The organism is Pseudomonas sp. RtIB026 (genome assembly GCF_016861355.2).
In the GTDB taxonomy this organism is placed as follows: Bacteria; Pseudomonadota; Gammaproteobacteria; order Pseudomonadales; family Pseudomonadaceae; genus Aquipseudomonas; species Aquipseudomonas peradeniyensis.
Map to the genome: position 1 here is coordinate 1,445,412 of NZ_AP023348.2, position 14,902 is coordinate 1,460,313.

Annotated in this window: 13 protein-coding genes; 10 read left to right on the plus strand and 3 right to left on the minus strand. The window is 63.0% G+C overall.

Annotated features, from left to right (window positions below; genetic code table 11):
- Positions 1-56: 56 nt before the first annotated feature.
- Entirely contained in the window at positions 57-539 is a 483-nt protein-coding gene (gene smpB / locus PRtIB026_RS06520) for an SsrA-binding protein SmpB (protein ID WP_023629355.1), read from the minus strand.
- 161 nt (positions 540-700) lie between these two features.
- Between smpB and PRtIB026_RS06525 the strand changes: the two genes are divergently transcribed.
- A complete protein-coding gene (locus PRtIB026_RS06525; protein ID WP_203648101.1) occupies positions 701-1,135 on the plus strand; it encodes a type II toxin-antitoxin system RatA family toxin in 435 nt (144 codons plus the stop codon).
- 85 nt (positions 1,136-1,220) lie between these two features.
- Here the strand turns inward: PRtIB026_RS06525 and PRtIB026_RS06530 are convergent, their stop codons facing one another.
- The gene (locus PRtIB026_RS06530) at positions 1,221-1,739 is read right to left on the minus strand and encodes an outer membrane protein assembly factor BamE (RefSeq protein WP_203648100.1); all 519 of its coding nucleotides are present in this window, start codon (positions 1,737-1,739) and stop codon (positions 1,221-1,223) included.
- A gap of 97 nt (positions 1,740-1,836) precedes the next feature.
- On the opposite strand from PRtIB026_RS06530, the gene fur reads away from it, so the two are divergent.
- Positions 1,837-2,241: a ferric iron uptake transcriptional regulator gene (fur, locus tag PRtIB026_RS06535; protein WP_028691268.1), complete on the plus strand. Its 405-nt coding sequence runs from the start codon at positions 1,837-1,839 to the stop codon at positions 2,239-2,241.
- Between the two features lie 263 nt (positions 2,242-2,504).
- On the opposite strand, the gene recN is transcribed toward fur, so the two are convergent.
- Positions 2,505-4,178: a DNA repair protein RecN gene (gene recN, locus PRtIB026_RS06540; protein WP_203648099.1), complete on the minus strand. Its 1,674-nt coding sequence runs from the start codon at positions 4,176-4,178 to the stop codon at positions 2,505-2,507.
- A gap of 182 nt (positions 4,179-4,360) precedes the next feature.
- On the opposite strand from recN, the gene grpE reads away from it, so the two are divergent.
- The 8 genes from grpE to PRtIB026_RS06580 all read left to right on the plus strand — a co-directional run bounded on the left by grpE (position 4,361) and on the right by PRtIB026_RS06580 (position 14,805).
- Positions 4,361-4,915 (plus strand): nucleotide exchange factor GrpE, encoded by a 555-nt coding sequence (gene grpE, locus PRtIB026_RS06545; RefSeq protein WP_203648098.1) that lies wholly within the window; start codon positions 4,361-4,363, stop codon positions 4,913-4,915.
- Between the two features lie 101 nt (positions 4,916-5,016).
- Positions 5,017-6,942, plus strand: a complete 1,926-nt coding sequence (dnaK, locus tag PRtIB026_RS06550; RefSeq protein WP_102683185.1) for a molecular chaperone DnaK — start codon at positions 5,017-5,019, stop codon at positions 6,940-6,942.
- Between the two features lie 211 nt (positions 6,943-7,153).
- Positions 7,154-8,278: a molecular chaperone DnaJ gene (dnaJ, locus tag PRtIB026_RS06555; protein WP_203648097.1), complete on the plus strand. Its 1,125-nt coding sequence runs from the start codon at positions 7,154-7,156 to the stop codon at positions 8,276-8,278.
- Between the two features lie 13 nt (positions 8,279-8,291).
- Complete coding sequence (gene dapB, locus PRtIB026_RS06560) at positions 8,292-9,098, plus strand: 4-hydroxy-tetrahydrodipicolinate reductase (protein ID WP_203648096.1); 807 nt, start codon at positions 8,292-8,294, stop codon at positions 9,096-9,098.
- A 346-nt stretch (positions 9,099-9,444) separates the two neighbouring features.
- Positions 9,445-10,581, plus strand: a complete 1,137-nt coding sequence (gene carA, locus PRtIB026_RS06565) for a glutamine-hydrolyzing carbamoyl-phosphate synthase small subunit (RefSeq protein WP_203648095.1) — start codon at positions 9,445-9,447, stop codon at positions 10,579-10,581.
- 105 nt (positions 10,582-10,686) lie between these two features.
- Positions 10,687-13,908, plus strand: a complete 3,222-nt coding sequence (gene carB / locus PRtIB026_RS06570) for a carbamoyl-phosphate synthase large subunit (RefSeq protein ID WP_203648094.1) — start codon at positions 10,687-10,689, stop codon at positions 13,906-13,908.
- Complete coding sequence (gene greA / locus PRtIB026_RS06575) at positions 13,905-14,387, plus strand: transcription elongation factor GreA (protein WP_011532131.1); 483 nt, start codon at positions 13,905-13,907, stop codon at positions 14,385-14,387. Before carB ends, greA begins: the two co-directional genes overlap by 4 nt.
- A complete protein-coding gene (locus tag PRtIB026_RS06580; protein WP_011532132.1) occupies positions 14,365-14,805 on the plus strand; it encodes a hypothetical protein in 441 nt (146 codons plus the stop codon). The genes greA and PRtIB026_RS06580 overlap by 23 nt, the downstream gene beginning before the upstream one ends.
- Positions 14,806-14,902: the final 97 nt, after the last annotated feature.

Genomic DNA, 14,902 nt, shown 5'->3' on the forward strand with positions numbered 1-14,902 from the left:
TTCGCAGCCCTTTCGCGGCACGAGGCCGCTCCTACAGTGACCAAGCAGGGTAGGAGTTACTCTTCCTTGCCCTTGTTGCGCATCGTGCGCTGCAGCTCGCGGTTGGAGTCGCGCTCGCGCACGGTGTCGCGCTTGTCGAACTCCTTCTTGCCCTTGCCGAGCGCGATCTCGCACTTGATCAGGTGCTTGCTCCAGTACAGCGACATCGCCACGCAGGTGTAGCCCTTCTGCGCCACGGCCGCTTCCAGGCGCTCCAGCTCGCGCTTGTTCAGCAGCAGCTTGCGGGTGCGGATCGGGTCGGCGATGACGTGGGTGCTGGCGGTGTTCAGCGGTGTGATGTGGCTGCCGAACAGCCAGGCTTCGCCATCCTTGAGCAGCACGTAGCTGTCGGTCAGGTGCGCCTTGCCGGCCCGCAGGCTCTTTACTTCCCAGCCGGACAGGACCAGCCCGGCCTCGAACTTGTGTTCGATGAAGTAATCGTGTCGCGCCTTCTTGTTCTGCGCGATGGTCCCGGTCGGATGTTTCTTTTGCTTAGCCATAGGGGCCGCATTATAGGGAGAGTCCGCGTCCTCGGCTACGGGGTTTAGGTGTGCTTGAGCCAGTTGTGTGAATCCCGGACAATACAGGCCTCGTTCTGCTGTGCAGAACCGTATTCGAGGCGCTGCGACGCGCCGCCGCCCAGATTGGAAGTGACGCCTGGATGACTACCCATATTCAACGCTCCGCCCTGCTGCCGTTCCCTGCCCAGGCGCTCTACGACCTGGTCAACGATGTGGCCAGCTACCCGGAGTTCTTGCCCTGGTGCTCGGCTTCCACCGTGCTCGAGGCCAGCGACACGCACATGCGCGCCAAGCTGGAAGTGGCCAAGGGCGGCATGAGCCAGCAGTTCACCACGCGCAATGTGCTGGTGCCGGGGCAGTCGATCGAAATGAACCTGGAAGATGGGCCGTTTACCCAGCTGCATGGCCTGTGGGTGTTCAAGCCGCTGGGCGAGAAGGCCTGCAAGATCAGCCTCGACCTGTCGTTCGACTACGCCGGCGCCCTGGTGCGGGCGACCCTGGGGCCGCTGTTCAATCAGGCGGCCAATACCATGGTTGATGCGTTTTGCCAGCGTGCCAAGCAGCTTAATGGCTGAGTAGTGCTGATGGCCTGATCCAAGGGCTTTTCGACAGCGCAATAAAAAGCCCGGACTGGGTCCGGGCTTTTTAGTGTCGGCGCAATTACTGCGGCGAGGTTTCCAGCGGTGCTGGCGTCGGGACCGGGGTGGTCTCGATGTTGTCGATTTCTTTCTGCAGCGTGTCTTCCAGCGAGCCTGGCTTGGCCGGCTTCTCGGGCTGGCTCGGCTGTTTGTCCGGGCTGACCGTGGTGTCGCCGCTGCCGCCGAGGATTTCCTGGTCGCGGCTGACGCCCGGCATGAAGTCGCCGGAGAGGTTGACCAGTTGGTCGTTCTCGTTGAAGAAGATGCTCATGCGCTCTTGCTGGCGCTGGCCGCCGCCGGGCTGCAGGCTGTACAGGTAGTCCCAGCGGTTGGTGTGGAAAGTGTCCTGCAGCAGCGGGTTGCCCATGATAAACCTTACTTGTCGGCGGGTCATTCCCGGGCGCAATTGGTCTATCATATCCTGCGTGACGACATTGCCCTGCTGGATGTCGATTTTGTAAACCCCGGGAAACGAGCAACCGGCGAGTGCGAGCAGTCCCACTAGGGTGAGGCTGGTTAGCAAGAGCTTGGTGTTTTGCATCGGTGGGCGACTTCCACTATCTTGGCTGGACAACGTAAACCCCGATCATACCCGTATTAAGAGAAGCTGCGAAGCAGCATCGGCGAGAAAGCTGACCATGGTTGAAAATAGCGAATTGCGCAAAGCGGGCCTCAAGGTAACCCTGCCTCGAGTCAAGATTCTTCAGATGCTCGACTCGGCCGAGCAACGTCACATGAGTGCCGAGGATGTCTACAAGGCGCTGATGGAAGCTGGCGAGGATGTCGGCCTGGCGACCGTGTACCGCGTACTGACCCAATTCGAAGCGGCGGGCCTGGTGGAGCGCCACAACTTTGATGGCGGCCACGCGGTGTTCGAGCTGGCGGATGGCAAGCACCACGATCACATGGTCAACGTGGACAGCGGTGAAGTCATTGAATTCTTCGATGCCGAAATCGAGAAACGCCAGAAGGAGATCGTTGCCGAACATGGCTTCGAGCTGGTGGATCACAATCTGGTTCTGTATGTGCGTAAAAAGAAGTAACGATTCAGATCGTTATTGATGACAAAGGCGACCTCCGGGTCGCCTTTGTGCTTTCAGGGCTGTAATGCGAATCCCCTTGTAGGAGCGGCCTTGCCGAGGCGTCGGACCGGCCGGAAAGGGGCGCGCAGCGGCCCCGGGATCTCTGCATGACTTAGAATCGCAGGGGCCGCTACGCAGCCCTTTCGCGGCCAAGGCCGCTCCTACAGGGGGCCGCTACGCAGCCCTTTCGCGGCACAAGGCCGCTCCTACAGGGGGGCGCAGGCTCAGGCCTTGCTGCTCACCACCATCTTGCGCGCATGGGCCAGCGATTCCTTGGTCAGGTCGATCCCGCCCAGCATCCGCGCCACTTCCTCGACCCGCTCGCGCTTGCCCAGGCTGGCCACGGCGGTGTGCGTGGTGTCGCTGTTGCGCACCTTGTGCACGAACAGGTGGTGATGGCCCTGCGCGGCCACCTGGGGCAGGTGGGTCACGGTCAGTACCTGGCCGCGCTCGCCGAGACGACGCAGCAGTTGGCCGACGATTTCCGCGGTCGGGCCGCCGATCCCCACGTCCACTTCGTCGAATACCAGGGTGGGAATACGCGAGGTCTGCGCGGTGATCACCTGGATCGCCAGGCTGATACGCGACAGCTCGCCGCCCGAGGCGACCTTGGCCAGGCCCTTGAGTGGCTGGCCGGGGTTGGCGCTGACCAGTAGTTCGATCTGCTCCAGGCCATGGGGCGAGAGGTCGCCGTTGTCGAAGGGCGTGAGCTCGATGCAGAAACGCCCGCCGGGCATGCCCAGGCGCTGGATTTCCTGCTCGACGGCGGTGGCCAGCTGCTTGGCGGCCTGCTGGCGCAGCGCGCTCAGCTCGCCGGCCTTCTCTTTATAGTGCTGGGCGTAGGCGGCCAGCTCCTCGCCCAGGCGCTCGATCGACTCGTCGCTGGCGTTTAGCCCTTCCAGCTCCACCATCAGGCGCTGCTGCAGGTTCGGCAGCTCGGTGGGGTGTACGCGGTGCTTGCGGGCGAGGGTATAGATAGTATCCAGGCGCTCTTCCAGAGCCTGCAGGCGCATCGGGTCGGCGTCGAAGTTGTCGAGGAACCGGTTGAGCTCGCCGACGGCTTCCTCCACCTGGATCTGCGCGCTGGCGATCAGGTTGACCGCCTCGCCCAGTGCCTTGGGGCCGTTGACGACCGCGGTGAGCCGGTTGAGGCTGACGGTCAGGGCGCTCAGCACGTTGCCCGAGTCGCTTTCGCTGCACTGGTCGATGACCTGGCGGCAGATGCCGAACAGCGCCTCGGCGTTGGTCAGGTTCTTGTGCTCCTGCTCCAGCTGTTCCAGTTCGTTCTCGCCAAGGCCGAGGTTGTCGAGTTCTTCCAGCTGATAGCTGAGCAACTGATGACGCGCCCGTTGCTCATCGCCGGAATTGCTCAGGCGCTCCAGTTCCTGGCGCGTCTGGTTCCAGCGCTTGGCGGCCAGCTGGACCTGGCGGGCCAGGTCGCTGGCGCCGGCGTACTCGTCCACCAGGCGGCGGTGGGTGTCGGTCTTCAACAGCGACTGGTGTTCGTGCTGGCTGTGGATGTCGATCAGCAGCTCGCCCAGGGCCTTGAGGTCGCCCAGTGGGCAGGGGGTGCCGTTGATGTAGCCACGGCTGCGGCCCTCGGCGGTGATCACCCGGCGCAGGATGCACGGGCCGTCGCTATCCAGGTCGCGCTCGGCTAGCCAGGCGTGCGCCTCGGGGATGTCGACCAGGTCGAAGGTAGCAAGGATGTCGGCCTTGTCGGTGCCCGGGCGCACCACGCCGCTATCGGCGCGATCGCCCAGGGCCAGGCCGAGGGCGTCGAGCATGATCGACTTGCCGGCCCCGGTCTCGCCGGTGATGACGGACATGCCACGGGCGACCTCGAGGTCGAGGTGTTCGACGATGGCGTAGTTGTGAATGGACAGGTGCACCAGCATGGGGCGGCTCCCGAAGGGTCGTGTCTGGATATTTATACAGTGCTTTTCGCGAGTCTGCCAATAGCCGGTCGACGAATGTGGAAAAGCACCTTCCCCCTTGAACCTGGTTTTTCCGACCCCATATAGCCGGCAAGACATGGCGAGCCTGGCTCGCACGACAGAAATCGTGGAGGAGAAACCCAATGGCTGACGAACAGCTGGATGAGAAGAACCTGAATTCCGAAGAAGCAGGCGCCGCGAATGCCGATGCCCGCGTACTGGAGCTCGAGGAGCAGCTGGCCGCCGCCAAGGACCAGTCCCTGCGCGCTGCCGCCGACCTGCAGAACATCCGCCGCCGTGCCGAACAGGATGTCGAGAAGGCCCACAAGTTCGCCCTGGAGAAGTTCGCCGGCGACCTGCTGCCGATCATCGACAGCCTGGAGCGTGGCCTGGAGCTGTCCAGCGCCGACGACGAAACCATCAAGCCGATGCGCGAAGGTATCGAGCTGACCCTGAAGATGTTCCAGGACACCCTCAAGCGCTACAGCCTCGAGGCCATCGATCCGCACGGCCAGCCATTCAACGCCGAGCACCATCAGGCGATGGCCATGCAGGAGAGTGCCGACGTGGAGCCCAATAGCGTGCTCAAAGTGTTCCAGAAGGGCTATCAGCTTAACGGCCGTCTGCTGCGCCCTGCCATGGTGGTGGTCAGCAAGGCGCCGAGCGCCCCGCAGCCTTCGATCAACGAAAAGGCTTGAAATCTTTCCGGACACCCCCATCTAGGTGTCAAGCCTTCAAGTATTAGTGCAGTTGGCCAAAGCAGTCGCTGCTACCAAATTCAAGTTTCGGGAGAATCAACATGGGTAAAATCATCGGTATCGACCTGGGGACCACCAACTCCTGCGTCTCCGTGCTGGAAAACGGCACTGCCAAGGTCATCGAGAACGCCGAAGGCGCGCGCACCACGCCTTCGATCATCGCCTATGCCAACGACGGCGAGATCCTGGTCGGCCAGTCGGCCAAGCGCCAGGCGGTCACCAACCCGCACAACACCCTGTTCGCGGTGAAGCGCCTGATCGGCCGCCGCTTCGAAGAAGATGTCGTGCAGAAAGACATCAAGCTGGTGCCTTACAAGATCGTCAAGGCCAACAACGGTGACGCCTGGGTCGAGGCCGCCGACAAGCAGATGGCTCCGCCGCAGATCAGCGCCGAAGTCCTGAAAAAGATGAAGAAGACCGCCGAAGACTACCTCGGCGAGCCGGTCACCGAAGCGGTCATCACCGTGCCGGCCTACTTCAACGACAGCCAGCGCCAGGCGACCAAGGACGCCGGCCGCATCGCTGGCCTGGACGTAAAACGTATCATCAACGAACCGACCGCCGCCGCGCTGGCCTACGGCATGGACAAGGGCAAGGGCGACCACACCGTCATCGTCTATGACCTGGGTGGTGGTACCTTCGACGTATCGGTCATCGAAATCGCCGAAGTCGACGGTGAGCACCAGTTCGAAGTACTGGCCACCAACGGCGACACCTTCCTGGGTGGCGAAGACTTCGACATGCGCCTGATCGACTACCTCGTCGACGAGTTCAAGAAAGAGTCCGGCATGGACCTGAAGAACGATCCCCTGGCCCTGCAGCGTCTGAAAGAAGCTGCTGAAAAAGCCAAGATCGAGCTGTCCTCCGCTCAGTCGACCGACGTCAACCTGCCGTACATCACTGCAGATGCCACCGGTCCCAAGCACCTGAACGTGAAGATCTCCCGCGCCAAGCTGGAGTCGCTGGTCGAAGACCTGGTCAACCGTACCATCGAGCCATGCCGCATCGCCCTGAAAGACGCCGGCATCGACGCCAGCAAGATCGACGACGTGATCCTGGTCGGCGGCCAGACCCGTATGCCGATGGTGCAGAAAGCCGTTGCCGACTTCTTCGGTAAAGAAGCTCGTAAAGACGTCAACCCGGACGAAGCCGTCGCCATGGGTGCTGCCATCCAGGGCGCCGTTCTGGCCGGTGACGTCAAGGACGTACTGCTGCTGGACGTCAGCCCGCTGACCCTGGGTATCGAAACCATGGGCGGCGTGATGACCGCGCTGATCGAGAAGAACACCACCATCCCGACCAAGAAGTCGCAGGTGTTCTCGACCGCCGACGACAACCAGGGCGCCGTGACCATCCACGTGCTGCAGGGCGAGCGCAAGCAAGCTTCGCAGAACAAGTCGCTGGGCAAGTTCGACCTGGCTGACATTCCGCCAGCACCGCGCGGCGTACCGCAGATCGAAGTGACCTTCGACATCGACGCCAACGGCATCCTGCACGTAGGTGCCAAGGACAAGGCTACTGGCAAGGCGCAGTCGATCGTGATCAAGGCCAACTCCGGCCTGTCCGACGAAGAAATCGAGAAAATGGTGCGTGATGCCGAGGCCAACGCCGAGGAAGACCGCAAGTTCGAAGAGCTGGCCGCCGCCCGTAACCAGGGTGACGCGCTGGTCCACTCGACCCGCAAGATGGTCACTGAAGCCGGTGACAAGGTCACCGCTGAAGAGAAGACCGCCATCGAGGCCGCCGTGGTCGCCCTGGAAGCCGCCGTCAAAGGCGACGACAAGGCCGCCATCGACGCCAAGGTCGAGGAGCTGTCCAAGGTCTCGGCGCCAGTCGCTCAGAAGATGTACGCCGAGCAGCAGGCCGAGCAACCGCAGGGCGGCGCCCAGCAGGCCGAGCCGGAAGCCAAGCACGATGACGTGGTTGACGCCGAGTTCGAAGAAGTGAAAGACAACAACAAGCAGTAATTCCTGCATGTTGTCGGCCGGTTCGCCGTCGTTTGATGGTGAACTGGTAGGATGTCGCCGCGCGGGAGCTTGCTCCCGCGTTGGCGTGTCTGGAACACGAGAATTATTTACGGCATCTGTCACGGCGTATTCGCCTATGACGACAGGTGCTGGTGGCATGGCGCACGATGCGCCGAGGTATGCCGAACGCCCCCAAGAGTGCATATGACCTATGGCAAAGCGTGATTTTTATGAGGTCCTGGGTGTCGAGCGTGGCGCCAGCGAAGGTGATCTCAAGAAGGCCTACCGCCGTCTGGCGATGAAGTACCACCCGGACCGCAACCCGGGCGACAAGGAGTCGGAAGACCTGTTCAAGGAGGCCAACGAGGCCTACGAAGTGCTGTCCGATGCCAGCAAGCGCGCGGCATACGACCAGTATGGCCACGCCGGCGTCGACCCGAGCATGGGTGGCGGCGGTGCCGGTTTCGGTGGCGCCAACTTCTCCGACATCTTCGGTGATGTCTTCAGCGATTTCTTCGGCGGCGGCCGCGGTGGCGGTCGTGGCGGTGTCCAGCGCGGCAGCGACCTGCGCTACACCCTCGAGCTCAACCTCGAAGAGGCGGTGCGCGGTACCACGGTCAACATCCGTGTGCCCACGCTGGTCAACTGCAAGCCGTGCGACGGCTCTGGCGCCAAGAAGGGCTCGACGCCGTCGACCTGTCCGACCTGTGGCGGCATCGGCCAGGTGCGCATGCAGCAGGGCTTCTTCGCCGTGCAGCAGACCTGTCCGCGTTGCCACGGCCAGGGCAAGATCATCACCGACCCTTGCGGCTCGTGCCATGGCGAAGGCCGTGTCGAGGAATACAAGACGCTGTCGGTCAAGGTGCCGGCCGGTGTCGACACCGGTGATCGCATTCGTCTGTCTGGCGAAGGCGAGGCGGGCGCCCATGGCGGCCCTGCCGGTGACCTCTATGTGGTCGTCAATGTGCGCGAGCACCCGATCTTCCAGCGCGACGGCAAGCACCTCTACTGCGAAGTGCCGATCAGCTACACCGACGCCGCCCTGGGTGGCGAGCTGGAAGTGCCGACCCTCGACGGTCGCGTGAAGCTGAAGATTCCCGAAGGCACCCAGACCGGCAAGCAGTTCCGTCTGCGCGGCAAGGGTGTGGCGCCGGTGCGCGGTGGCGCGGCGGGCGACCTGCTGTGCCGCGTGGCGGTGGAGACACCGGTCAACCTCAGTCGTCGTCAGCGCGAGCTGCTCGAGGAGTTGCGTGATTCCCTTGAAGGTGACAGCTCCCATTCGCCCAAGGCCAGTGGCTGGTTCGAGGGCATGAAGCGCTTCTTCGGCGATCTCTGAGAAGGAACAGGCTATGCGACGTATTGCAGTGATGGGCGCCGCCGGGCGCATGGGCAAGGTGCTGGTCGAGGCCGTGCAGCAGCAGGCGCCGAAGGCCGGCCTGACCGCGGCCATCCATCGTCCGGACAGCTCCCTGGTCGGTGCCGACGCGGGCGAGCTGGCGGGCCTGGGGCGCATCGGCGTGACCATCTCTGACGACCTGGCCAAGGTCGTCGATGAGTTCGATGTGCTGATCGACTTCACCCATCCGTCGGTGACCCTGAAGAACCTGGCGTTCTGCCGCAAGGCGGGCAAGGCCATGGTCATCGGTACCACCGGCTTCAGCGCCGAGGAGAAGGCGTTGCTGGTCGAGGCAGGCAAGGAGATCCCGATCGTCTTCGCCGCCAACTTCAGCGTGGGTGTCAATCTCAGTCTCAAGTTGCTGGACATGGCGGCACGGGTGCTGGGTGATGACGTGGATATCGAGATCATCGAGGCCCACCATCGGCACAAGGTCGATGCGCCGTCGGGGACCGCGCTGCGCATGGGTGAAGTGGTTGCCAATGCGCTGGGGCGTGACCTGCGGGAAGTGGCGGTATATGGCCGTGAAGGCCAGACAGGCGCCCGTGACCGCAAGACTATCGGCTTCGCCACTGTGCGTGCCGGTGATGTGGTCGGTGATCACACCGTGCTGTTCGCCGCTGAAGGCGAGCGCCTGGAAATCACCCACAAGGCCTCGAGCCGCATGACCTTCGCCAAGGGTGCGGTGCGCGCGGCGCTGTGGCTGGATGGGCGTGAGCCTGCGCTGTATGACATGCAGGATGTGCTCGAGCTGCATTGACACCGTCCCCTGTAGGGGCGGCCTTGTGCCGCGAAAGGGGCGCGCAGCGGCCCCAGGATCTCTGAACCATTCAGAATTGCCGGGGCCGCTGCGCAGCCCTTTCGCGGCACAAGGCCGCTCCTACACGCTCGGGGCTGCTGCAATGTCCCCTCTGTCGCAATCCTGCGTTTTAGAGACACATTCCCGGTAGACCCAAAACGCATTTTTCTGTAAGCTACAGCTTTAGTGTGTCCACTAAAAGCGCGCAGACTAATTCAGCATAAAAGCGGGGTGACGTGTCCATACGTCATTCCGCTTTTTTGCAACCTGCGATCGCCCTTTCAGGCTTGATTTACGGGAGGTCTTCTTGACTAAGCCAGCCATACTCGCCCTTGCCGATGGCAGCATTTTTCGCGGTGAAGCCATTGGAGCCGACGGTCAGACCGTTGGTGAGGTCGTGTTCAATACTGCAATGACCGGCTACCAGGAAATCCTCACAGACCCTTCCTACGCCCAGCAAATCGTTACCCTGACTTACCCGCACATCGGCAACACCGGCACCACCGCCGAAGACGCCGAATCGAATCGCGTCTGGTCCGCGGGCCTGGTGATTCGCGATCTGCCGCTGCTGGCCAGCAACTGGCGCAACACCCAGTCCCTGCCTGAATACCTGAAAGCCAACAACGTCGTCGCCATTGCCGGTATCGACACCCGTCGCCTGACCCGCATCCTGCGTGAGAAAGGCGCCCAGAACGGCTGCATCCTGGCTGGCGACAACATCAGCGAAGAAGCCGCCATCGCCGCTGCCCGCGCCTTCCCGGGCCTGAAGGGCATGGACCTGGCCAAGGTGGTCTCGACCAAGGAGCGCTACGAGTGGCGCTCCAGCGTCTGGGAGCTGAAGACCGACAGCCACCCGACCATTGACGCCGTCGACCTGCCGTACCACGTCGTCGCCTTCGACTACGGCGTCAAGCTGAACATCCTGCGCATGCTGGTCGCCCGTGGTTGCCGCGTCACCGTGGTGCCCGCCCAGACCCCGGCCAGCGAAGTCCTGGCGCTCAACCCTGATGGCGTGTTCCTGTCCAACGGCCCTGGCGATCCCGAGCCATGCGACTACGCGATCCAGGCGATCAAAGAGATCCTCGAGACCGAGATCCCGGTGTTCGGTATCTGCCTGGGCCACCAGCTGCTGGCCCTGGCCTCCGGCGCCAAGACCGTGAAGATGGGCCACGGCCACCACGGTGCCAACCACCCGGTCCAGGACCTGGACACCGGCGTGGTCATGATCACCAGCCAGAACCACGGTTTCGCCGTCGACGAAGCCACCCTTCCGGGCAATGTCCGCGCCATCCACAAGTCGCTGTTCGACGGTACCCTGCAGGGTATCGAGCGAACCGACAAGAGCGCGTTCAGCTTCCAGGGCCACCCTGAAGCGAGCCCAGGCCCGGCCGACGTCGCGCCACTGTTCGATCGTTTCACCGATGCCATGGCCAAGCGCCGCTGAGCATCCTGCTTCAAGGCCCCGGGCCGGCTTGCGCCGCGCCCGGAAGCGCCTGACCCAGATTGTTCAAAGCGGCTTGCCGACTGACCCCGGATTTGAGTGACAACCATGCCAAAACGTACAGACATCAAAAGCATCCTGATTCTCGGCGCTGGCCCGATCGTGATCGGCCAGGCCTGCGAATTCGACTACTCCGGCGCCCAGGCCTGCAAAGCCCTGCGCGAGGAAGGTTTTCGCGTCATCCTGGTGAACTCCAACCCGGCCACCATCATGACCGACCCGGCCATGGCCGACGCCACCTACATCGAGCCGATCAAATGGCAGTCGGTGGCCAAGATCATCGAGAAAGAGCGCCCGGACGCAGTGCTGCCGACCATGGGTGGCCAGACCGCGCTGAACTGTGCCCTGGACCTGGAGCGTCACGGCGTCCTGGAAAAGTTCGGCGTCGAGATGATCGGTGCCAACGCCGACACCATCGACAAGGCCGAAGACCGTTCGCGCTTCGACAGGGCGATGAAGGACATCGGCCTGGAGTGCCCGCGCTCCGGTATCGCCCACAGCATGGAAGAGGCCAATGCGGTTCTCGAGAAGCTCGGCTTCCCATGCATCATCCGTCCGTCGTTCACCATGGGCGGCACTGGCGGTGGCATCGCCTACAACCGGGAAGAGTTCGAAGAAATCTGCACCCGTGGTCTGGACCTGTCGCCGACCAAGGAACTGCTGATCGACGAATCGCTGATCGGCTGGAAGGAATACGAGATGGAGGTGGTCCGCGACAAGAAGGACAACTGCATCATCGTCTGCTCGATCGAGAACTTCGACCCGATGGGCGTGCACACCGGCGACTCGATCACCGTTGCCCCGGCACAGACCCTGACCGACAAGGAATACCAGATCATGCGCAACGCCTCGCTGGCGGTGCTGCGTGAAATCGGTGTCGAGACCGGTGGTTCCAACGTGCAGTTCGGTATCTGCCCGAATACCGGCCGCATGGTCGTGATCGAGATGAACCCGCGCGTTTCGCGTTCCTCGGCCCTGGCATCGAAGGCTACCGGTTTCCCGATCGCCAAGATCGCTGCCAAGCTGGCCATCGGTTACACCCTCGACGAGCTGCAGAACGACATCACCGGCGGCCGTACCCCGGCGTCCTTCGAGCCGTCGATCGACTACGTCGTCACCAAGCTGCCGCGCTTCGCCTTCGAGAAATTCCCGAAAGCCGACGCCCGCCTGACCACCCAGATGAAATCCGTGGGTGAAGTCATGGCCATCGGCCGCACCTTCCAGGAGTCCCTGCAGAAAGCCCTGCGCGGCCTGGAGGTCGGCGCCTGCGGCCTCGACCCGAAAGTTGATCTGGCCAGCCCTGAGGCTGCCGGCATCCTCAAGCGCGAGCTGACCGTGCCAGGCGCCGAGCGCATCTGGTACGTCGCCGACGCCATGCGTTCGGGCATGACCATCGAGGAAATCTTTGCCCTGACCGGCATCGACCTGTGGTTCCTGGTGCAGATGGAAGACCTGATCAAGGAAGAAGAGAAGGTCAAGACCCTGGCCCTGTCGTCGATCGACAAGGACTACATGCTGCGCCTCAAGCGTAAGGGCTTCTCGGACCAGCGCCTGGCCAAGCTGCTCGGCATCACCGACAAGAACCTGCGTCGTCACCGCCACAAGCTGGAAGTGTTCCCGGTATACAAGCGCGTCGACACCTGCGCCGCCGAGTTCGCCACCGACACCGCCTACCTGTACTCGACCTACGAGGAAGAGTGCGAGGCCAACCCGTCGACCCGCGACAAGATCATGATCCTGGGTGGCGGCCCGAACCGTATCGGCCAAGGCATCGAGTTCGACTACTGCTGCGTGCACGCCGCACTGGCGCTGCGTGAAGACGGTTACGAGACCATCATGGTCAACTGCAACCCGGAAACCGTCTCCACCGACTACGACACCTCCGACCGTCTGTACTTCGAGCCGCTGACCCTGGAGGACGTGCTGGAAGTCTGCCGCGTCGAGAAGCCGAAGGGCGTGATCGTCCACTACGGCGGCCAGACTCCGCTGAAACTGGCCCGTGCCCTGGAAGAAGCCGGCGTGCCGATCATCGGTACCAGCCCGGACGCCATCGACCGCGCCGAAGACCGTGAGCGCTTCCAGCAGATGGTCCAGCGCCTGAACCTGCTGCAGCCGCCAAACGCTACCGTTCGCAGCGAAGACGAAGCCATCGCTGCCGCTGGCAAGATCGGCTACCCGCTGGTGGTTCGTCCGTCCTACGTGCTGGGCGGCCGCGCCATGGAGATCGTCTACGAGCTGGACGAGCTCAAGCGCTACCTGCGCGAAGCGGTCCAGGTGTCCAACGACAGCCCGGTGCTGCTCGACCACTTCCTCAACTGCGCCATCGAAATGGACGTGGATGCGGTCTGCGACGGCACCGACGTGGTGATTGGCGCGATCATGCAGCACATCGAGCAGGCCGGTGTTCACTCCGGTGACTCGGCGTGCTCGCTGCCACCTTACTCGCTGAGCAAGGAAGTGCAGGACGAAGTCCGCGTCCAGGTCAAGAAAATGGCCCTGGAACTGGGCGTGGTCGGCCTGATGAACGTGCAGCTGGCCCTGCAGGGCGACAAGATCTACGTGATCGAGGTCAACCCGCGCGCCTCGCGTACCGTGCCGTTCGTCTCCAAGTGCATCGGCACCTCCCTGGCGATGATCGCGGCCCGTGTCATGGCCGGTAAAACCCTGAAAGAGCTGGGCTTCACCGAGGAAATCATCCCGAACTTCTACAGCGTCAAGGAAGCCGTCTTCCCGTTCGCCAAGTTCCCGGGGGTTGACCCGATCCTCGGCCCTGAGATGAAATCGACTGGTGAAGTCATGGGTGTCGGCGACAGCTTCGGCGAAGCCTTCGCCAAGGCCCAGATGGGTGCCAGCGAAGTGCTGCCGACCGGCGGTACCGCGTTCATCAGCGTGCGTGACGACGACAAGCCGCAGGTGGCTGGCGTCGCCCGCGACCTGATCGCCCTGGGCTTCGAAGTGGTCGCCACTGTCGGCACCGCCAAGGTGATCGAGGCGGCCGGCCTGAAAGTGCGTCGCGTGAACAAGGTGACCGAAGGTCGTCCGCACGTGGTCGACATGATCAAGAACGACGAAGTGTCGCTGATCATCAACACCACCGAAGGCCGCCAGTCGATCGCCGACTCCTACTCGATTCGTCGCAATGCGTTGCAGCACAAGATCTACTGCACCACCACCATTGCGGCCGGTGAAGCCATCTGCGAGGCGCTGAAATTCGGTCCGGAAAAGACCGTTCGTCGCCTGCAGGATCTGCATGCAGGACTTAAAGCATGAGCATTACCAAGTACCCGATGACCGTCCAGGGCGCTCGCGCCCTGGAGGAAGAGCATCTGTTCCTGAGCAAGACCGAGCGTCCGCGCCTGAGCCAGGCGATCGGCGAGGCTCGCGAGCTGGGCGACCTCAAGGAAAACGCCGAGTACCACGCCGCCCGCGAGGAGCAGGGCATGGTCGAGGCGCGTATCCGCGATATCGAAGGCCGTCTGCAGAACTCGGTGGTGATCGACGTCACCACCATCGCCCACACCGGCAAGGTGATCTTCGGTACCACCGTGGTGCTGGCGAACACCGAGACCGATGAAGAGGTGACCTACCAGATCGTCGGCGAGGACGAAGCCGACGTGAAGCAGGGCAAGCTCTCCAGCGGTGCGCCGATCGCCCGTGCCATCATCGGCAAGGAAGAAGGTGATACTGTCGTCGTCAAGACGCCAAGCGGCACGGTCGAGTACGAGATTGTCGAAGTCAAGCACATCTGACCGGCGCTTGCGGGCGCCATCCCTCGAGGGGATCCTCTGGCAGCTGGCCCAGGTGTTCTGGGTCGGCGGCCTGTGGGTGTTCCACGTGGGGCTGGTGCCTGCGCTCAAGGTCAGCGGCCTGGCGCCGTTGCTGGTGCACGACGTGGCTGCGCAGATCGACCGCTGGTTGATTGGTGTGGCCATGCTCGGGTTGTTGACCCAGTTGGCGGTGCTGGCGAGGGTGGATGGCCTGGCGGCCTGGTGGCGGCAATTCCGCGGTCAGATGCTGCTGCTCGGCTTCGGCGCCTGCGTCAGCTACTACACGCTGCGCTACGGGATTTCCGTGGGCGAGCGTTGGCAGATGTTCTGCTTCCTGGTGCTGGGCTTCTCCGGCATCGTGCTGGTGGCCCAGCCGGTCCCGGTCAGGGCACGGCGGTAGCCGAAGTGTGACGCGGCCTTTGTAGGAGCGGCCTTGTGCCGCGAAAGGGCCGCAAAGCGGCCCCAGTATTATCTGCAACGAAGCTGATACCTGGGGC